Annotated in this window: 15 protein-coding genes; 7 read left to right on the top strand and 8 right to left on the bottom strand. The window is 50.7% G+C overall.

All coding sequences use genetic code 11. From position 1 onward, the window contains the following. Positions 1-104 precede the first annotated feature (104 nt). Together HY774_11205 and HY774_11200 are read right to left on the bottom strand one after the other, a co-directional pair. A complete protein-coding gene (locus HY774_11205; GenBank protein ID MBI4749048.1) occupies positions 105-1,226 on the bottom strand; it encodes a glycosyltransferase family 4 protein in 1,122 nt (373 codons plus the stop codon). 136 nt (positions 1,227-1,362) lie between these two features. Then, positions 1,363-3,192, bottom strand: a complete 1,830-nt coding sequence (locus HY774_11200) for a peptidoglycan-binding protein (protein ID MBI4749047.1) — start codon at positions 3,190-3,192, stop codon at positions 1,363-1,365. A gap of 399 nt (positions 3,193-3,591) precedes the next feature. Here HY774_11200 and HY774_11195 point away from each other — a divergent pair, with 399 nt between their 5' ends. The 3 genes from HY774_11195 (at position 3,592) to HY774_11185 (ending at position 8,936) form a co-directional block, all read left to right on the top strand. After that, entirely contained in the window at positions 3,592-3,966 is a 375-nt protein-coding gene (locus HY774_11195) for a hypothetical protein (GenBank protein MBI4749046.1), read from the top strand. 477 nt (positions 3,967-4,443) lie between these two features. Beyond that, positions 4,444-5,565, top strand: coding sequence for an XdhC family protein (locus HY774_11190; protein ID MBI4749045.1), 1,122 nt, complete (start codon positions 4,444-4,446; stop codon positions 5,563-5,565). Positions 5,566-5,777: 212 nt separating this feature from the next. Next, on the top strand, positions 5,778-8,936 hold the full coding sequence (locus HY774_11185; GenBank protein MBI4749044.1) for an SBBP repeat-containing protein: 3,159 nt from the start codon (positions 5,778-5,780) through the stop codon (positions 8,934-8,936). 91 nt (positions 8,937-9,027) lie between these two features. Here HY774_11185 and HY774_11180 read toward each other — a convergent pair whose 3' ends face one another. Together HY774_11180 and HY774_11175 are read right to left on the bottom strand one after the other, a co-directional pair. After that, positions 9,028-9,948 carry a tetratricopeptide repeat protein gene (locus tag HY774_11180; GenBank protein MBI4749043.1) on the bottom strand — a complete coding sequence of 307 codons (921 nt, stop codon included), beginning with the start codon at positions 9,946-9,948 and terminating at the stop codon, positions 9,028-9,030. A gap of 133 nt (positions 9,949-10,081) precedes the next feature. After that, positions 10,082-10,867, bottom strand: coding sequence for a hypothetical protein (locus tag HY774_11175; GenBank protein ID MBI4749042.1), 786 nt, complete (start codon positions 10,865-10,867; stop codon positions 10,082-10,084). Positions 10,868-11,337: 470 nt separating this feature from the next. On the opposite strand from HY774_11175, the gene HY774_11170 reads away from it, so the two are divergent. Together HY774_11170 and HY774_11165 are read left to right on the top strand one after the other, a co-directional pair. Then, entirely contained in the window at positions 11,338-12,393 is a 1,056-nt protein-coding gene (locus tag HY774_11170; GenBank protein MBI4749041.1) for a class I fructose-bisphosphate aldolase, read from the top strand. 230 nt (positions 12,394-12,623) lie between these two features. Further along, complete coding sequence (locus HY774_11165) at positions 12,624-13,427, top strand: glycosyltransferase family 2 protein (GenBank protein MBI4749040.1); 804 nt, start codon at positions 12,624-12,626, stop codon at positions 13,425-13,427. Positions 13,428-13,542: 115 nt separating this feature from the next. Here the strand turns inward: HY774_11165 and HY774_11160 are convergent, their stop codons facing one another. Next, complete coding sequence (locus HY774_11160) at positions 13,543-14,376, bottom strand: purine-nucleoside phosphorylase (GenBank protein ID MBI4749039.1); 834 nt, start codon at positions 14,374-14,376, stop codon at positions 13,543-13,545. A gap of 75 nt (positions 14,377-14,451) precedes the next feature. Further along, positions 14,452-14,868, bottom strand: a complete 417-nt coding sequence (locus HY774_11155) for a M67 family metallopeptidase (protein MBI4749038.1) — start codon at positions 14,866-14,868, stop codon at positions 14,452-14,454. Positions 14,869-15,053: 185 nt separating this feature from the next. Between HY774_11155 and HY774_11150 the strand changes: the two genes are divergently transcribed. Continuing rightward, positions 15,054-15,242: a twin-arginine translocase TatA/TatE family subunit gene (locus tag HY774_11150; GenBank protein ID MBI4749037.1), complete on the top strand. Its 189-nt coding sequence runs from the start codon at positions 15,054-15,056 to the stop codon at positions 15,240-15,242. Between the two features lie 249 nt (positions 15,243-15,491). Further along, positions 15,492-16,190 (top strand): SDR family oxidoreductase, encoded by a 699-nt coding sequence (locus HY774_11145; protein MBI4749036.1) that lies wholly within the window; start codon positions 15,492-15,494, stop codon positions 16,188-16,190. An 84-nt stretch (positions 16,191-16,274) separates the two neighbouring features. Here the strand turns inward: HY774_11145 and cyaB are convergent, their stop codons facing one another. Both cyaB and HY774_11135 read right to left on the bottom strand, forming a co-directional pair. Next, the gene (gene cyaB / locus HY774_11140; protein ID MBI4749035.1) at positions 16,275-16,874 is read right to left on the bottom strand and encodes a class IV adenylate cyclase; all 600 of its coding nucleotides are present in this window, start codon (positions 16,872-16,874) and stop codon (positions 16,275-16,277) included. 429 nt (positions 16,875-17,303) lie between these two features. Then, positions 17,304-19,415: an anaerobic ribonucleoside-triphosphate reductase gene (locus tag HY774_11135; GenBank protein ID MBI4749034.1), complete on the bottom strand. Its 2,112-nt coding sequence runs from the start codon at positions 19,413-19,415 to the stop codon at positions 17,304-17,306. Between the last annotated feature and the right edge of the window lie 226 nt (positions 19,416-19,641).

The following is a 19,641-nucleotide window of genomic DNA, read 5'->3' as shown; positions in this document are numbered from 1 at the left end:
CTCCATTATTCCATTCTGTATCACCCGTTCTTCATAATTCATAATTCATAATTCATAATTCTGCCTTGGATAGTCTGGTGCCATTTGGCCGGTGTGGAAGGTAATTACTTACGGAGTGTGTCTGTGTACAGTTGTTCCACCTGGGTGACAATTGCCTCGCGTGAGAAAAATGTATGCACCCGCTCTAACCCGGCCTTTCGCAAACGGTTCCGGAGTTCAACCGATTCCAGGAGCTGCTGGATGGCCAGCGCCAGTGCTTCGACGTTGCGAGGCGGCACCAGCAACGCTGTCTGATTCTGGGTCAGAATATCGCACAGCCCTCCAACCTGGGAGGCCACCACGGGCACGCCGGTGGCAAGTGCTTCAAGAGCGCTGAGGGAAAACGCCTCGTTCCAGGATGGAATCGCCACCACGTCAAGCGCTGCCAGGAGTTGCGGCACATCGGTGACAAATCCAGGCCAGTGAACACGTTCCGTCAATCCAAAGCGGGCAGCCATTTCTTTCAGAGATTGGGTAAACCGGTCGCCGCCGTGTTCTTTCCCGGCCAGCACCAGATGGAGATCCGGAACGTGGTGTGTCAGGCGAGATATGGCTTCGAGAAGTTCGGCCTGGCCTTTTTCCGGGGCAATCTGATTGATCACACCCACCAGTTTTGCGGTTTGTGGAAGTCCAAATTGACGGCGGGCCTGGCTCTGGTCGTTGGAAGGCTGAAATTTAGCCGTGTCAACCCAGTTGGGAATGACCCGCACGCGTTCCACCGGCCAGTTCAGAGACTGACAAACTGTAGTTTGAACGCTCCTCGATACGGCAATGACGCCATCGGCTGCGGATAACAGCCATCGGTAGGCCAGATTGGTTGAAAGCGGAAGGTAGTGGTGTCGAGTGAAGAAAAAAGCTGGAAGGGAAGCGCCAGTTCTTCGCAGCCATCGCACAGCTAGCGCGGCCAGGGTGTAGTCCCGACCATAGTGGGCGTGGATAACTTCAATCTGCTGATCAGTGATGAGCCGACACAAGTCCTTGACGGTCAATAAATCCAGGGCATTGCGAAAACCAAAGGTATGGACGTGAAGGTGGGGAAATTGGGTCAAAACTTCTTGAAGCTGACTTTGGGGACGGACCGCCAGGTGCAGCGTGTGTCCGCGAGCCGCCAGCGTACGGGTGAGTTCCAGTACGTGACGCTCGCCGCCGCCAAAATCCTTCCCGGAACTAAGATGCAGAAGGCGCATGGTGACAAGGTGACAACTGACAGAATGACAAAAACAGTGAGCTTCTTGATCTTGTTGGTTTTCAGATCCAGAAACTCACTGTTTTTAGAGGAACAAGTGGTTTTACTACTCGCCACTCGCTACTTGCTACTCGCTCTTAATCATTTCCACGAGCATCAATCCGGAAATAGTCGGTTAATTGCTGAGCCGCTTTATCAAAATCATCCACATCGCGCTGGATTCGATCACCAACGCGACCAGAACGCATGACCCGGTCAACCCGGTTGAGGCCACGAGCCAGGGCTTCGGCGGCACCGCGCTGAGCCTCTTCGGTGGCTCGGGTTTCGACCAGTTCGGCATAAAACCGGGTGGCTTCTGCCAGACTGACCACGGCTGAATAGAGTCGGGCTTCGTTTTCATTCAAGCGCCAGGAAATTGTGCTTGGGGCGGTGCGGGTGGCGCCGCGTTGTTCACTTCGGAACTGAGTTCTGAGCGTGCTCAACATGCGGTCAGCCGTGGCCTTGAGTGATTTGGCAATGCCCGTTTGCATATCTTCAACCGCCACCGTCAGATCTTTGGTGTCGGTGTGAATCAACACGGTCTGGATGCGTGAGACATCTTCGCGTGGAACGACTTCGATGGTGCCTTTGGTGATGACCTGTGAAGCGGCGCCGGCTGGTGCCACGCCACGGGCCCAGACTTCAAGCTTGTCGGTCCGGATTTCATAGTCGCCATACAGATCCCAGCCGCCGGACGGAACCTCGGTATCCATCACGACCTGGATACTGCGGTCAGCCTGACGAACGGCACGGGCCGCCAGGACCTTGACGAGTCGAATTTCGTTGCCGTCACGATCAACCAGATTCAGTGCCTGGGCAGTTGGCAGATCAAGCTTCCCGGTTTCTTCAAGGCGTTGATCACGCTGGAATCGGGTGATAGCCGAACGCACACCGGAAGTTAGTGTGGTACCGATGGTTGAGGTGTAAAAACCACGAGTTCGGAGTTCGAGTTGCGCCCGCCGGATAAACTGTGGATCCGTATATTCCTGATATGGATCGCGGCCAGAACCGGTATAGCGGTCACGAGTATCCTGATCACGGGTGTCACGGTCACGGGTGTCACGGTCGCGGGTGTCACGGTCACGAGTATCCCGGTCACGAGTATCCCGGTCAGTGGTATCCCGGTCGCGAGTGTTCCGATCCCGGTCAGTGGTGTCCGTGGTTGATCGGGCGGTGAGGTAATCGTCGCTCACTCTGGTTTTCTGGAGAAATTCGAGGCCGAATTCCTGACCAGTTTTGACCACGGCTTCGTCACCTTTGAGCAGCAGCGCGGTCAAAATTCCCGCCCCGGCACCGATGGCACCACCAATCGCCGCGCCTTTGCCGCCGCCGGCAATCGCGCCAATCACAGCCCCAGCCCCGGCGCCACCACCCGTAAAGATGATTTTGCGTTTGGTTGTTGATCCACCTGAAGTTTTTCCTTCAGCGTCAATTTGTTGTTTTTCGTCGCGTTTGAGGCTGGTCAATTCAGAAACCTGGCCGATATCGAGCTTTTTGCCATTTTCAAAAATCAAATAATCAAAATCGACGGCAATGGTTCCGGAACGATCCCGCTGGGCTGGCTCAACGCTTGAAACGTGGCCTTCAACTTGAGTTCCTTGTGGAACAACTGCCTTTCCATCAATGAGATATGGTTCAAAGACCGTAGCGGTGAAGGTGTCGCCGACCCGGTTTGTTTTTGAAGTGAGTTGTGAATTCAGTTTGAGTTTCAAGACGGCGCCAGCCGGAATTTCATAACTCCGATAGCGTGAACTCTGGTTGCTGACCGCGGAAGAACCAGTCAGATCCCGAACATGAAGAGCCAGTGTCGGGAGCGAGGTTGATGTCAGGGTCAACCCAAACACCAGACAGGACACCGAAACCGTTTTGATCACACCGGTTGGTAAAGATGAGTGAGAAAGCTGATTCAATTTCAATGGCAAAGCCATAACTTCCCTCCTATGAAGTGGTTCCAGAAAATCATGAGTTAAAGATGACGTTGTTGGACCAATCCCGGCCCTGGGAAAGACCAGTCATGTCCAGCCGAAGGTTGATTGTGGATGAGACGTTAATTGAAAAGGTACGGAAATCCAGACGAGGGTATTGCGAATGATGCTGTGAGCATAGGCGAAAGATGCCTTATCGGCTAGGTCTTTATGGACGGAGTGAGCTCATGATCTCTAATGAATAGGATTTATTTAATTATTTTATTTAATTAAAATTTTTACAGTTTCGTAATTTTCTGGAACTTTCATTTTGTAATCACGTTTGAGTCGGTGCTGACACAATAAATCAATTAAATTATCTGACGACCCGAAAAAATTCATCAACTGTGAGGAGACACTGAAATGAAAAATCTGATGACCCGTTTGTTTGCTGTTCTGGCCCTTTCAATCGTAGTGAGCGCTTCTGCTTTGGCAGGTGAAACAAAGAAAGACGTTTCTTTCTCAAGTGACGTGACCGTCAACGGAACGCTGGTCAAGAAAGGCAAATACCAGGTTGTGTATGACGACAAAACCGGTGAAATGTCGATCCGTAAGGGAAAAGAAGAACTGGTGAAAGCCACGACCCGGACCGAAGATCGCCAAAAGAAAGCCATTCGACTGGAAATGCTCTACACGCAAAACGGTGATAATCGCAGCCTGCAAGGGTTTGCGTTTGAAGGCTCAAATCAAAATATCGTCATCAATGGCGGTGCCCAGGCGGCAACCCCACAACAATAATTAATCCTTTGAGAGGATTTAAAAACCCCAGGTGCAACTGATTGCACCTGGGGTTTTTCTTTGTTGATTAGCAAAAATAAAAAGACCAAAATCATAGAATAATTGTATTAAATAATTCTTTAATTTTTTTGAATTTCTTTTGAATTTTTTGAATATTAATTTGAGATTAAGTTGTAGGTTTTTTCTTACACAAGAATCTCAGATAGCTGGCGAATGGCTGAAATAAGAGGCAACAAACGATGCCTTTTGAGAGGCTTGAGGTATAAAATTTCGGTTGAAGTTGGATTTTTTGGGGTGATTTAGCCCCTGTGGTACGAAACGACCTCGAAAATGTTTCGTCACCTGCCGGTCGCTGAGGATTGGCCCGACCCGGAGTTTTTACAAAAAAACAATCCTTTCTGGCCAAAGCACTTCTATAATCCGCGCATCCCCATTCAAAAATTCCACCCACGGTGATGCCATCATCATTCAAAAACCATGAAAGAGATTCAAACGATTGTAGCTGCGTATCGCGAACTGCTCCGCAATGAAAGTGAACTGGTCGCGTTAGCCACTGTGGTCAGCGTAAAAGGCTCGGTCTACCGGCGACCAGGGGCCCGCATGTTGATTTCAACCCAGGGACACAGCCTGGGCGCCATCAGCGGCGGCTGCCTTGAAGGCGATGTGGTTGAACGTGCCTCTCAGGTTATGACTTCGGGCCAACCCCAGCTTGTGGTATATGACACCACGTCGGATGGCGACACGGTGTGGGGGCTTGGGATGGGCTGCAACGGTGAAGTTCAGGTTTTAATTGAACCGGTTTCTGCAGGTACCGACCCACATCCAATCAAAATGCTTGAAACGCTGTTGAGCGAATCTGCCCCTCTGGTCTGGGCAATGGTGGTCAAAACAACTGATCTCAACAGTGTTTCGGTTGGTTCACATCTTCTGCTGCGAAGTGATGAATCGGTGGAAAGTTCAATCCCCAACCAGGCACTGGCCAAATTGCTGGTGGCGGATGCCGGACAGGTCTTTCGTCACCAAAAAAGTGAATTGAAGGAATATCTGGTTGAAGGTGTGGCCACCGAGGTGTTCCTTGAATTTCTGGAGTCGCCACAACCTCTGGTCATTTTTGGGGCCGGCTATGACGCACTTCCTCTGGTCGCATTGGGCAAAGAACTCGGCTGGCAGGTGAGTGTCATTGATCATCGCCCAGCTTTTGCCAGGGCGGAGCGCTTTCCACTGGCCAATCAGGTGATTCAGAGCCATCCCGAAAATATTTCCAACCACGTCAAATTGACGCCGCGCACGGTCGCCGTGGTAATGACTCATAACTACCAACGTGACGGCGAAATTTTGAAAGCCTTGCTGCCATTTCCATTGCCTTACATTGGGATGCTCGGACCGAAACGCCGAACCGATGCCTTGCTCAACGATCTTCAAGGAGCAGGCTTTGAAATAACTCCCGATCAGCGACAGCGGATTTTTGGCCCAGTCGGGCTTGATATTGGCGCCGAAACCCCTGAAGAAATTGCACTTTCGATTATTGCTGAAATTCGGGCGGTGATCAGCGGTCACCAGGCTGGTTTCTTGCGGCAGCGAATGGGGCCGATTCATTGAGGGTTGAAGACATGGGGCTGAAGAAGACGGGCTGAAGAAAATGGGGTCAGCTTGAGTGAGATCATTTTGTGTAGCTTCCCACCACTCTGCCATGAAACTATCGTATTACGAGAAGGCTAAATTATTGAAAGAATTGTATTTCCCTGAGCCCTGAGCCCAATATCCTCAGCCCCAAATGGTATCAGATATCACCTTCCGGTACTCACACGCCTATGAATTCACGTTTTCTGGAAAAGATGCCGGTTCTATGCTGTCTCTTGATGGTGATGTGGAGTGGTGGGCAATGTCAGTTGGGGTTCAGGGTTCAGGGTTCAGGGTTCAGGCTCATCAAGGCTTTTCCATCATTGAACCTTCAATCAAAACGAAGTAGCGAGTTCAAATCTGGGTTTTCACCGGTTGCTGATCAACCGCTCCGGTTTGAGCCCAACCGTGGTCAGACTGATCCAGAGGTGAAAGCATATTGCCGAACTCAAAACTACACGGCTTTTTTCACCGGGCAGGCCATTGTTTTTGGGTTTCCCCACTCATTGCCAGCCAAAACAAACCTTTCTCAAAAGCAGCCGCCCAACCCGTGCCAGCAAGCTACGCCGCCTGAACGTCCTCCGCTCAAAATTGCTTTTGCCGGAGCGTCACCATCTCCCAGGTTGAACTTTGAGCAACCGCTTCCGGGATACAGTCATTTCTTTGTGGGAGCTGAGAAAAACAAATGGGTGCGGGATATTCCAGGAAGCGCCCGGATCCGGTACGAGAACCTCTATCCAGGAATTGATTTGGTTGGGTATGGCAGCGAAGGACTGCTTGAATATGACTTCGTTGTGGCACCCCAGGCTGACCCTGCCCGGATTGTTTTGGAGCTTGCGGGGGCCAGCCGGGTTGAACCTGATGCTGCCGGGAATTTGCAGATTGAAACCCCGCACGGAACGCTGATCCAGCATCAGCCCACAATGTATCAATGTGTCTCTGATCAGCGGCAGGAAATTTCGGGCAGGTATCGGGTACGGGCACTGACTTCAAGTGGTGCGTTTCAGGTCACTTTCGATCTGGATTCATATGACACCGGGTTGCCGCTTGTCATTGACCCCGTGGTGAAATATGCCACATTTCTGGGTGGCGACGGTGAGAATGCCGCTCACGCCGTTGCGATTGATTCAGATGGAAATTGCTATGTTGCTGGCACGACCAGCGCGCTTCTTTTTCCAGGTGTGACCAGTCCAAGGTCGAATCAAGGTGGTTTTGATCTATTTGTATCCAAACTGAACCCAACTGGTTCATCGGTGGTGTTTACCACTTTTTTAGGTGGTGGTTTTGACGACGAAGCTGAGTCAATTGCGGTTGATACCACAGGGGCAGTGGTTGTGGTTGGAACAACCCGTTCTCCGGATTTCCCGTTGGAAAAACCAATCCAGTCAAAGTTTGGAGGATTTCCGGATGCGGTTTCCTCAGATGCGTTTCTCACGCGATTGTCTCCAGCCGGAAATGCCCTGGAAATGTCCACTTTTTTGGGTGGTAGTGCTCAAGATGCCGGATACGGAGTGGCAATTGACCGTCAGCATCAGGTCTATATCGCCGGGGTGACACAATCCGCTGATTTTCCAGTCGTTCGTGCCGTTCAGCCAGCCTTCAGCAATTTAACAGATGCGTTTGTCGCCAAAATCAACGCGGCTGGAACCCAACTGGTCTATGCCACTTATCTTGGCGGCGTTGATTTCGACGCCGGATATGCCATTGCCGCTGATGCGGTTGGAAATGCCTATCTCACCGGGAGTACCGCTTCAAATGCCCAAACTTTTCCTGCTGTACCGGCCTTCACGATTCCATTTGGAGGTGTCACGGATGCCTTCGTCGCAAAAATCAATCCGACAGGCTCAAAACTGGAATTTTGCCGGTATTTTGGCGGGAGCGAGTTTGACAGCGGGGAGGGGATTGCCGTAGACCCGGCTGGAAATGTCTATGTGGCGGGTGAGACTCGATCACCCCGGTTGCCGGTTGTAAATCCTGTTCAGGATACGTTACTCGGAGCGACCGATGGGTTTGTTGCCAAATTTGACCCAACCGGTCTCAAAACAAACTTTCTCACCTACCTGGGAGGACGAAACACAGATCAGGTTCAGGCGCTGGCCATTGATACATCTGGAACCGTGTGTGTTGCTGGAAAAACCCAGTCCGGTGACTTTCCGCTGGTCGAGCCAACCCAGGCCAGCCCGGATGACCTGAATTTCAATGGATTTGTCACCCGAATTGACCCGATTCAAGGCCGGTTGCTTTTCTCAACCTTCATTGGTGGAACTGCCAGCGATGAGGTCACGGCACTGGCGGTTGATGCAAAAGCCAACATCGTTTTAGCTGGCAACACCGTGTCAGTCAATTTCCCAACCGTTGATCCGCTCCAGCCTGAGTTTTGCGGTGACACAAGTGCTTTTATTGCCCGAATTGATGCTGTTCTGGCACCTCCTGAAGCTCCAGCCGGGCTGACCGCACTTGGGATTTCCGCCACTGAAATTGACCTGGAGTGGACTGACCAAAGTACCACGGAAACAGGTTTTGTCATTGAACGACAATTCGAAGATCAGCCTCAATTTGTTGAACTGACAACCCTTCCTGCCAGTCAAACCCGATTTCGGGACAACCGGTTACAGCCGGCAACTGCGTATCGCTACCGGGTCAAAGCGGTCAATGCTGGTGGGAGTTCAGGCTATACCAATGAAGCGCAAGCCAAAACGCTTCCAGTTGATGATCAAGAGCCACCGATGGTTTGGGTTTTGTCTCCGAACGGAGGCGAACAATTTGCCCGTCAGGAACCCATCACTCTTTCCTGGGCAACGGCAGACAACCGAACCGTGGTTGAACAGACAGTTGATCTTTCAACGGATGGGGGACAATCATTTGAACTGGTTGTGGCGGCTGGACTTGCCGGGGAAATTACGGAAATTTTGTTTCTTCCTCCCGCTGACCTGTCCACCACAACCTGTCGCATCCGGGTGACGGTGCTGGATGGTGCTGGCAATCAAGGAGAGGATGCTTCGGATGCCGATTTTACCATCAATCCCGCTGATGAAACGCCACCACAGGTCCAGATTGTCTTCCCAAATGGCGGGGAAGTTTTCAAAGGCGGTCAAATCGTCACTTTCCGATGGCTTTCTTCCGACAACCGACAGGTGACACGCCAGGATGTGCGACTTTCAACCGATGGCGGCGCGACGTTTTCAGTCGAAATTGTTTCAGGGCTTTCAGGGGATGTGCAAAGCTTTGATTTTGAAATTCCTCGCCGAACCCTCAAAACCAAACGTGCCAGATTGCAGGTGCTGGTCAGGGATGAAGCCGGGAATCAGGCCACTGATGTCAGTGATGCGGATTTTAAGGTGAAGAAATGAATGGAGAAGTGAGCAGCGAGTGGCGAGGAGCGAGGAGTCAGAAAAATTGACTACCACTCCTCGCTTTACTGGATTGACGACTTGCGACTTGCTACTTCACCGGTTGTGTTTGATTGGCTTGAGCTTTCAGGTGCTCAACCAGACCTTTTACCTCGGCCTCCCGCCCAGTCTTTTTCAGCAAAAGAATATAATTTCCGAGAATGGATGCTACTTCTGGCCGCCCCAGGGCTTGGCTCTGTTCAAAAATGGAAAGAGCCTGTTTATAAAGTGGTTCGGCCTTCTCATATTTCCCTTGAGCTGCAAAAAGGCTCGCCAGATTAGCCAGCGCTGAAGCAACAATCGGTGAATCATCTTTATAAACTACCTTTTTTTCTTTGAGTGATTGGTTGAGCATTTTTTCAGCCTGGTCATATTTTTTTTGAGCAAAGTATAAATTTGCCAGTTTGTCATAAGTCGCTGTCAACTTTTCGTGAATACCCGATGTGGCCAAAACCAGGAATCGAAGGAAGTCGTCATTGCTTGTTGGTTGCTCTTTGGTGAGGGCAAGAACTTTCTCACAAAATTTGATCTTTTTTTGATAGAGGGTTTCAGCCTGTGGGTATTTTTGATGAGATGCAAACAAACCAGCCGCCAACTCATAAAGCTCAGTTGTGGTATTTAACGCAGCACTAAAGTTAACCCCATCGGTTACCTTTGATGAAAATGACAACTTCTCAAGAACCAAAATTGACTCACTGGCAAGAGTTTCAGCCTCGTCTCGTTTGGATTGCAGGTCACAGACGGCAGCCAGTTTGATCAGGGTCACAGGTTTTCGCGGGTCTTTCTCGCCGGATTTTTCGATCAGCTTGAGCGCATCGCGAAACGATTGTTCAGCTTCAGCCGGGCGATTTTGAGTCAGGGCTTGATTGCCAGATTGCATCAGATCATCCCAGGTGACCGTCTGTGCCGAAACCGGAAACGTGAACGCCAAACTGATGATCATCAGCCAGAAGCAGCAGGTAATAATTTTCATAAATCTCACTTAGAAGAATGGGGTTCGGGGTTCCGGGTTCGGGGTTCGGGGTTCCGGGTTCGGGGTTTTCGAATTTATGTCCTTTTGGTCCTTTTGGTCCTTTTTGTCTTTTTCCTGAACCCTGAACCCGGCTTTATTGATTGATCCACCGAACGGCAAAATCACGATAGGCTTTCCAAAGCTCGGGGAAGCGGGTGACATTCGGGATGTGATTGACTTCGAGCAGATGGCGGTTGCCTTCCGGTGTCACAATATAATCATTGGCCACGATTTCGAGTCCAAATCCTTTACGGACCCGGTCGGTATCTTCGACCAGTTCGGAATCAGGTTCCATAAATGCCGCATTTGGCGCGTGAATGGATTTTAACCAGGAGTCACCTTCAAGTTTGATTTGCCAGTATTGATCGCCAATGAAGACCACCCGCACCGCAGAACCAGTCAGAAATGGTTCGATCAGGCACGCCTGATCGCTTTTCCAGTCGCCGGTGAATCGCTCCTTGTTTTCACCGCAATGCCAGTTTCCCCATTTTGCCACCCGTTCAATCTCAGAGATAAACCCGGCATTTGGACCGGAGTATGATCGTTTCGGCGCCCCAAAGCGCGTAAATTCCAGGGCGCGTACCAGGCAGGGGATTCGCAGCCGACAATCCATCATCGCCCGGGCGTTGGGCAAACAGGGGCCGCCCCAAAGGGCCAGGGCGGCAATAAATTCCAGGTCGTCTTCGAAAATCCCGTGGAAGAGCACTTTATCCACTGGTACAAACCACGGACCACGCTTTGATTCAACCAGGAGTTGACCATCCACCACTTGAATTTTTGGCAGCAACTCGTGGCCGATCAACCGCACAAACGCGCCTGATCTGATTTCTTCGTGCTCGACTTCATCGAGGCCAACAATACACACGCCGGGTTGAGTCATTTCGTTCTACTCACTTATTCTTGATACGTGATTCCCACCAACTTATTCAGAAAGTGTGGGTTAAGTTTGATAATCGGTGTCACCTGATTTTGCAAGTCAACCACAGCCAGGGATAAAAGATATTTATTGGATGAAAAACAGAAACGTGTGGATTAAGGAGCTATCGCAAACTACAGGCTGCACTGGCAATTCATCTTTGCCAGGCTATAACCGAAATATTTACAGCCCCTTACACCGCTGGGTGTCTTGTATTTCAACCCATATATTTTGGATGAAACTCATCGGGTGAGTGGCCCGCTTCCTGGCACAGTCGCAAAGCACAAGATGCTTTACCGAGAGCCGTTTCCCTTATATGATGCGCGGGCCTCTTTCATCAGAACCATCCACAACCTTAACCTCACATACTGAGGCTGGGACCACCACCTGGTCCTGGGGAGAATTTCAACATAGTTGCTAGAGAGGGTATTCCAATGATTCAGGAAATCGAGAAGTTACTGGGCGACGAAGCCTCACAGTTGCTTGAGTATAAAGCCACCGCTGTTCCAAAAGAAACACTGCACTTGCCCGGACCGGATTTTATCGAACGGGTTTGGATCCAAACTGATCGCAACCCGCAGGTTTTGCGAAGCCTGCAGCAAATTTTCTCAACTGGACGACTGGCTGGCACGGGGTATGTTTCGATCCTGCCAGTGGATCAGGGAATTGAGCACAGCGCCGCCGCTTCATTTGCACCAAACCCGATTTATTTTGATGGTGGCAACATCGTCAAACTGGCGATTGAAGGCGGCTGTAACGCCGTGGCTTCAACTTTTGGTGTTTTGGGCTCCGTGTCTCGCCAATACGCGCACCGGATTCCATTTATCGTGAAATTGAACCACAATGAAATGCTGTCTTATCCAAACCGCTTTGACCAGGTGATGTATGGCCAGGTTGAACAGGCATGGGATATGGGCGCGGTTGCGGTTGGGGCAACCATCTACTTTGGTTCAGCCGAATCAACTCGCCAGATTCAGGAAGTCTCCGAAGCCTTCTATCGGGCCCATGAACTCGGCATGGCCACCATTTTGTGGTGCTATACCCGAAACAACGCGTTTAAGACCGCTGACACTGATTACCACGTTTCAGCCGATTTGACCGGACAGGCCAACCATTTGGGCGTGACCATCGAAGCCGATATCATCAAACAGAAACTGCCCGAAAACAACGGCGGATATAATGCTTTGAAGTTCGGAAAAACGCACAAGAAGGTCTATTCTGATCTGACCACTGATCATCCAATTGATTTAACCCGCTATCAGTTGTTGAACTGCTATGCCGGACGCTCCGGGCTGATCAACTCGGGTGGTGCTTCGTCAGGCGCCAGTGATAAGGCCGAAGCGGTTCGCACCGCAATCATCAACAAACGAGCTGGCGGCACCGGGTTGATCTCGGGCCGGAAAGCCTTCCAACGGCCAATGGCTGAAGGTGTGAGCCTGCTCAACGCCATCCAGGATGTGTATCTGTCCAAGGATGTGACCATTGCTTAGAACCTGGGGCTTGGGGCTGAGGGACCAATACCTTCCAAGAACCAAGAACCAAGAACCAAGAACTAAGAACCAAAGAGTGGTTAGTGGTTAGTGGTTAGAAATCAATACGTTCGAAGAAGAACCAAGAACCAAGAACCAAAAAGTTCAACTCATTCACTCTGGGAGCACTTGTCTCTGGCTGGTGCTCCCAGAAATTGTTTTTGCTTTTCCCTGAATTGATTTTCCGTACTATGTCGTTTTCGCCGCTTTTGAGTTTAGTGATCCCAGCCTACAACGAAGCCTGCCGGATTGGGCAGACCTTGCACACCGTGGCTGAGTATTTACAGGTTCAGCCCTTTGTGAGTGAAGTGATTGTCGTTGATGATGGGTCTCTTGATGAAACGGCGCAGATTGTGCGTGATTTCATCCCCGTCTTTGAACAATCCAACCTGACCTTACAGCTTGTGACCAACCCTGGTGGCAATCGTGGAAAAGGCTTCACGGTCCGTCACGGTTTTTTGAAGGCTCAGGGCGAGATTGTGCTCTTTTCTGATGCCGATCTGTCAACCCCCATTTCTGAAACACCGAAACTGATTCAGCCGATTGCCGATGGCCAGTATGACGTGACGTTTGGCTCGCGGGCATTGCCCGGGTCACTGGTTGGACGTCATCAACCGTGGCTGCGGGAAACTGCCGGGCGAACCTTTAATCTGGTCATGCAACAACTGGTTGGACTTCCGTTTGCTGATACCCAGTGCGGGTTCAAGGCGTTCCGACGGCAATTGCTCCGCCCGGTCTTTGAACAGCAACAAATTTTCGGGTTTGGGTTTGATGTTGAAGTTTTGTATCTGGCCAATAAACGCCGGGCAAGACTCTGTGAAATTCCAGTCATTTGGAACGACGTTGATGGCTCAAAGGTCAGCCTCTTGCGCGGGGCCAAAGCTTTTAGTGATTTGTTGGTGATTCGCTATCGCGATGCGCGTGGACGGTACCAGTTCGAAACTGATGAACCTGATCCTGCCGGGTGTGAAAATGGCGAAAAATCAGTTGCCTGAAAAAACAAATGAAGAATGAAGAATGAAAAAAGTGGTTAGTTGCTAGTGGTTAGAAATCAATGCTTTAGAAGAAGAACCAAGAACTAACCACTAACCACTAACCACATTCTTCATTCTATCCTTCCTGACAAAGCCGGGGGATGGTTCGCTGCAACAATTCAGTAAACTTCTTGCTGACCAGCAGACCGGTTTCAAGGACTTCCTCGTGATTGAGTGGTTCCCCGGTGGTTCCCGCCGCCAGATTGGAAATACACGACATTCCCAGCACCCGCATTCCCATATGCCGGGCAACAATGACTTCCGGCACCGTTGACATCCCAGCAGCATCTACGCCAAGTCGTTGAAACATGCGGATTTCCGCCGGAGTTTCAAAACACGGTCCGCTGAGAGCAATATAGACCCCGCTTTGAAGCCGCATCCCCATTTTTTCTGATTCTTCAGTGGCAATTTTTCGATACAGCGGGTCATAGGCATTGGTCATATCCGGAAAGCGATGACCAAACCGGGAATCGTTGTGCCCGCGCAACGGGTTGGCACCCAGGCCGTTGATATGGTCTTCGATGAGCATCAAATCGCCGGGTTGAAAATCGGCGTTTAATCCACCAGCCGAGTTGGTGACGACCATCCGCTGAATGCCCATCAGTTTGGCGACCCGAATTGGCAACGTCACCAAATCCAGGTCATAGCCTTCATAGTAGTGAAAGCGACCCTGCATCACCAGTAACAAGGCATCACCACAATATCCAATCGCAAACTGACCACGGTGGCCTTCAACCGTTGAAACCGGAAAGTGTGGAACTGCATGGTACGCAACGTGTTTCGCGCCTTCGAGGGCATCGGCAAAAATTCCTAAGCCAGAACCTAAAATGACAAGTGCATCAGGTGTTCGATCAACTTGCAGGGACAAAAACTGGGCGGCCTCCAGGGCCTTCTCATACAGAGTGGTCATAGGTGGGTTTCCTTCGCTTATTTTTGTGATTGAATAGAATTCTCGACCCTGTGGGCGTGAACCGCATGGACCAAATCAAGGAGCGGCACGGATTTGGATTTCGATAGGTTCAACACATTCGTGCACGATATGAAAGGCGCGCAGTAATGGGGAAGGGTGAACCGCTAGAATAAAGTAAGTTGCGTCAGGATAAAAGGCGAGTTCAATATCTGTTTGCGAAGGATAGGCTGCCGATGATGGATGCGAGTGAAAAATCCCCAGTTCGGTCTCGTTGCGTTCCCGCATTTGACGCATGGCCTGAAATAACGCTTCGGGTGGGGCGGCGTACTGACGCTCTGGACAGTCAGCGATGTTCTGGAGCGGATACCAGCTCGAAAACAGCCCTGATATGCCCCCGAGCAGGGCACAACATTCGCGTGGATATTCACGAAGGGCCAGTTGAAGGATAAGTTGATAGACGTGATCTGTAATTTTTACCGTCTTTTGGGGCATCTTCAGTCTCCAATGTAGCCGTACCCTCAACACACTCAAAATTCTTTTCGCTCAGTAAACTGGTTGGAACCGGATTATTTGAGAAACCAGTGGGATTTTCGAGGAACACCCCACAACAGTCTGAATTGACACTCCCTATCCCTCAGACTAGAATCGTTTTTCCCGATTAACAAAAGGAGTTTTATATGTTTGGTTCTCTTGGAACGACTGAATTGCTGCTGATTTTGGCGATTGTGGTGATCTTGTTTGGCGCAAAGAAAATCCCTGATCTGGCGTCCGGAATTGGTTCCGGAATTCGCAATTTCAAAAAAGCGCTCAATGATGACCCCGAAAAAGATGCCCAGGGCGGGGCGCCCAAACCCGAAGCCAAGTAGCATTTCCGACAATAAGTTCAGTGCTCACACTGCCTTTCAAATTCGTGTGTTTGTGGCTGGCAGAGCCGTGAGCAAAACACGTTCTCAATGAAGCGTGGCTCTCGTGTAATTATCTACAATCGTTTTCATCCCTCGCTCAGTTGATTGCTATCTTCCCTCGATTGATTCGCTGATTTTTTTCATTATCAGGACTTTACCTGCCAGTGGCGGTGTAAAGTCCTTTCTTCTTTTTCCCAGAATGAGGAAATTATGGATCGAACCATCACGTTGATCACTGGTGGCACCGGTGGACTTGGTCAGGCAGTCACTCAGGCTTTTTTGCAGCGCGGAGACCGTGTGATTGTGACCTGGAGTTCTGAGCGTGGCCGCGATGAATTGCTCCAACTCACTCAAGGTCAATCCGTTGACCTCACTCTGATCCCTGCCGATGTGACGGATGAACCCTCTGTCAAAGAACTGTTTTCAACGATTGAGCGTGATTTTCAGCGGCTGGATAACGCTGTTCATCTTGTTGGAGGCTTCGCTGGCGGGCCGCCAATTGCTGAAACTTCACTTGAAACCTTTGACAAAATGGTGGTGATGAACTTCAAGTCGGCCTTTTTGATTGTGCGGGCGAGTGCCGCCATGATGCAACCCCAGAAATCAGGCCACATTGTCACGGTTGCCTCGCGGAGTGCCGTCCAGGTTGCCCCAGGAATAGGCGTGTATGCTGCTTCGAAAGCCGCTTTGGTTGCCCTGACTCAGGCTTTGGCTCTGGAACTTGGCCCAGTTGGAATCAATGCGAATGTGGTTTTGCCTGGAACGATTGATACTCCGGCGAACCGCACCGCTATGCCGGATGCCAATTTCGCTGCCTGGACCAAACCCGAAACGATTGCCCAAACCATCCTTACCCTCTGCAGCCCGGCCATGACTGGCGTCAACGGGGTTGCAATCCCAATCAGTTAGGAATAGCGAAATACTTCAGTCCTGGTTTCCAGTTTTGGTCTGTCAATCCCTAAAATCCTGTATTTCCTACTATTTCGCTATTCACTATTTCACTCCTTCACTCAGAGCAAAAACCATATCCTGCAGAGGCAATCCTCGTGCTGTGCAATGGGCGCTTTGCAGGGCAATGTAGCTGTCCGTTGAAAGGTGTTCCGGTGTAAAGCCAAGGCTGGCAATTGTGGCGCGAACCGCATCGGCCTGTCCTTCAAGCTCCAGAAAAAAACCAAGCGGCGTTTCATCAAAGGTGGCAATCAGCGAAATTCCCAGTGACGCTGATTCGATTTCGTAGGACGTTCGATATTTCTGGTACCGAAAGAAGGATCGGAATCCAAGCCGTTCAAAAATCTTGACCATCAATTCTGCATCATCAACCACGACTTCAAGTTCTTCCCGCACCTTTAACTTTTCCTGAAGCAACTCTGCTGGTGGCAAGCCCTTATAGGTGACAATAGTCTTGCCTTCCGCCAGCCGGATTCTTAGTGCCGAACGTTTGGCGCGCAGATCCGAGGTTGCGGTATCCAAAAGCCAGTTGTCTTCAAAATGGCGGGGTTGAACGATGGTGATTGCAAATCCTTGCTCAGCCAGCCGGGCGAGTGTTTCTTCCGGGTTTTGTCCGCGGACTTTGACTTCGGTTTCAAGGTTCATAGTTTTTCCCAGTCAGTCGTTGATGAGTCAGTAGTCAGTAGTCAGTAATGCGAATTAAGGGTTGAAATTGAGACTTCAAAATCAACAACTTACAGACAGCAGATTGAACGTCTGAAACTTGAGATTTTGATAAGTCCTTTGTTTTCAACGAACAATTTTTTCAACCCTTAACTGGCATCAGTAGATAAAACCCGGATCGTTGAATCCGTCGAATTCTTGAAAAGAATTGTTCCTAAATGATTCAAATCGAACTAAATCCACTTGACAAAAACTCTCAATTCCCAACACTCGACTACTGACTACTGACTACTGACTACTGACTACTGACTACTGACGACTGACGACTGACGACTGACGACTGACGACTGACGACTGACTACTGACTACTGGCTACTGACGACTGACGACTGACGACTGACTCAAAGAATTTTAATCTCTGAGACTCTCCCGGTAGCGATTCTTCAATTCAATCATCTGGCTTTCTGACATGCTGGACGTTCGAGTATAAGAAAGGCCGGCCTGGGCGATGCCATCAACGTGGGCTGAACCGCAACTGGAGCATTGCGAGTGCAATCCGTAGCTTACCGAACCACAGGCAAGACACGCCGTAAATTCCGGGGCAAAGACCAGACCATTGGCCTGCGAACGATAAAATGCCTGTGAGATAAAAACGGCGACGGTACTGGCGGCCACTGGTCTACTGCCAAGCCAGATTTCGCTCGTGGCATTGACCAGTTGATCGTTGTGTAAAAAGCCTTCAAGTTGGGCTCTTTCAAGCGCTGAAAGCGGTACTTTGGAATTCAGCTTCACACCGTTGGAATAAAACACATCGCCTGTTTGGACCTGTCCCTGGACAAACTCGGCTGAATCATCCGGGAAAAATTGCAGGTCAAGTTGTGCCAGGCGATGAGGAGCTTCCTCGGCGGAGCATTCAGCCAGCAAGAAGCGGGTTTTATGCCGTGACGACAGGCGCGCGGTTTCGGCGGCAATGTGGGCAATGACTCGTTTTCCGAACTCGCGGGCCTCTTGTGATTCGTGGAGCTGTTGCCCGGTGACCGCCCAGACCAGTTCATTTAACCCAATTGGACACAGCCAGTGAGTTGTTCGGGTCAACCGCAAAAATGTATTGCCCTGACGACGCATCGCCAGGAGCGCCAGTGGTCCTTGCTCGCCAAGCGCCATCAATTTCTCAAGGAAAATCCGTTTTTCGAGATGGGCCTGCGCGGCGACATCCATCAATCGGGTTAATTCTTCGAAAATAGCGAGGTGGTTGGTGGATCCGGCGCGATAGGCTGCTCGGGGCAGATTGACTCCGACAGCCTGAAAGACCGCGGTGCACCATTCGGTGGTTTCGGCTCGACTGAGGGCTCCTTCGAGCGGCACGCCATACCGACGATAAAAACTCTGGGTGTCATTGCGATCAAACACAATGTGAATGCCGCCGCGACCGGTTGCCACCTGACTCACTGTGTCAAGTAATCCTTTATATCCAATACTTTCCGAGAAATGCTGGGCAATATGAAGCACCAGTTGCGCGCCGGTGAATGGCAATTTTTGGCCGTCGCCTTCGAGGTAGGCTTCATAAATCGCGCGCAAGAGCTTTTGGGCGGCTTCCGAATAATCCCGGTACGAACGCCCGGTACTTTCCCCGCCAGGGCCAATCGCAATCCGGTCGCGCATGTAAGGCGGCACTTCCCAATCAAGGTGGAGGGTACAGGTGAGCATTTGCCCGCCGCGGGCCGCCGATGGTGAGGAAAGTTCAAAGAGCAGTCCCTGAGCCAGTTGTTTCAATGATTTGGCGTCAAGGTCCTCAACATATGGTGCCAAACAGTAATTGACGGCATCCCACTCGATGGGGCCGTTGATGTAGCCCTGGAGCGCGGCGGAAAACTTAACCAGGTGCGCCACCAGGACTTCCGGGTGGCGTGCCGGTCGCCAGTTGGCAAATGATTGAGGCAGGGTAATGCCATAGCGTTTGATGGAATCCAGCGATTGAACCAGCAGTCGCGGACGGTCAACCCCACCTAAATTCTGAATGTAAATATCGCCAATCAAATGGGCTTTCGCCACTGGCTCGGAAAAAACCGATAAAATGGCATATTCGCGTTTGATGGCTTCGGCGAGTCGCAGGCTGGTGCCTTCAGGGCCGAGCGGTTGGGTGTGCTCAGCCCGTGCTGATTGATGAATAATCTGGTCCAGTTCGTAGCGGGGAATCCCCAACCGTGAATGGACGACAAATTCACGTTCCAGTCCATGTTCAATCAACCTGGCATCCACCAGGCTTTGAATCAGGGACGAACTGACTTTGGTCACGCCAGCCCGGCTCAGCATGGCCTGGATTTCATAACTGATTTTGTCTGCCAGTTCAGGATTGAGGCCCGTTTCGCGAATTAGCGTGGTCACAATTCGGCGGCGATCAAAGCGGACAATGCGTTCGTCTGAATGACGTACCAGGAGATCCAATTCCGGGGAGTATTCATTGGACCCAGGGGCTGCGGCAGTACTGGTAAATGATACAGGGCTCAAGGTTTCGTCCACCATAGCGTAATCCTGTGCCGATGTGCGGGTTGGTTCCCTGCAGGCATAAAGGTGTGAGAAAAGCGGAACTTGCCCGGTCTGCCAGGTGAAAAATTACCTGGAGTGTTTTGAGTTTGAAACTTCTGAAAAGATACCTCTGAGTGGCGGTTGATACCTGATGAGTGGAACAACCTGTTTCCAGTCACAAAGGATCAGTCACCGGACTGAATCAAACCAAACTGATTTTTGA

This window comes from Acidobacteriota bacterium, from assembly GCA_016208495.1.
Lineage (GTDB): Bacteria > Acidobacteriota > Blastocatellia > Chloracidobacteriales > Chloracidobacteriaceae > JACQXX01.
This window is presented reverse-complemented; position numbering and strand designations above follow the sequence as displayed.

Excerpts from the sequence above, each read along its gene's own strand:
- HY774_11200 (MBI4749047.1), bottom strand. The coding sequence starts at position 3,192 with ATGGCTTTGCCATTGAAATTGAATCAGCTTTCTCACTCATCTTTACCA.
- HY774_11160 (MBI4749039.1), bottom strand. The coding sequence starts at position 14,376 with ATGACCACTCTGTATGAGAAGGCCCTGGAGGCCGCCCAGTTTTTGTCC.
- HY774_11205 (MBI4749048.1), bottom strand. The coding sequence starts at position 1,226 with ATGCGCCTTCTGCATCTTAGTTCCGGGAAGGATTTTGGCGGCGGCGAG.
- HY774_11175 (MBI4749042.1), bottom strand. The coding sequence starts at position 10,867 with ATGACTCAACCCGGCGTGTGTATTGTTGGCCTCGATGAAGTCGAGCAC.
- HY774_11155 (MBI4749038.1), bottom strand. The coding sequence starts at position 14,868 with ATGCCCCAAAAGACGGTAAAAATTACAGATCACGTCTATCAACTTATC.
- cyaB (MBI4749035.1), bottom strand. The coding sequence starts at position 16,874 with ATGAACCTTGAAACCGAAGTCAAAGTCCGCGGACAAAACCCGGAAGAA.
- HY774_11185 (MBI4749044.1), top strand. The coding sequence starts at position 5,778 with ATGAATTCACGTTTTCTGGAAAAGATGCCGGTTCTATGCTGTCTCTTG.
- HY774_11195 (MBI4749046.1), top strand. The coding sequence starts at position 3,592 with ATGAAAAATCTGATGACCCGTTTGTTTGCTGTTCTGGCCCTTTCAATC.
- HY774_11190 (MBI4749045.1), top strand. The coding sequence starts at position 4,444 with ATGAAAGAGATTCAAACGATTGTAGCTGCGTATCGCGAACTGCTCCGC.
- HY774_11135 (MBI4749034.1), bottom strand. The coding sequence starts at position 19,415 with ATGGTGGACGAAACCTTGAGCCCTGTATCATTTACCAGTACTGCCGCA.
- HY774_11165 (MBI4749040.1), top strand. The coding sequence starts at position 12,624 with ATGTCGTTTTCGCCGCTTTTGAGTTTAGTGATCCCAGCCTACAACGAA.
- HY774_11145 (MBI4749036.1), top strand. The coding sequence starts at position 15,492 with ATGGATCGAACCATCACGTTGATCACTGGTGGCACCGGTGGACTTGGT.
- HY774_11170 (MBI4749041.1), top strand. The coding sequence starts at position 11,338 with ATGATTCAGGAAATCGAGAAGTTACTGGGCGACGAAGCCTCACAGTTG.
- HY774_11150 (MBI4749037.1), top strand. The coding sequence starts at position 15,054 with ATGTTTGGTTCTCTTGGAACGACTGAATTGCTGCTGATTTTGGCGATT.
- HY774_11180 (MBI4749043.1), bottom strand. The coding sequence starts at position 9,948 with ATGAAAATTATTACCTGCTGCTTCTGGCTGATGATCATCAGTTTGGCG.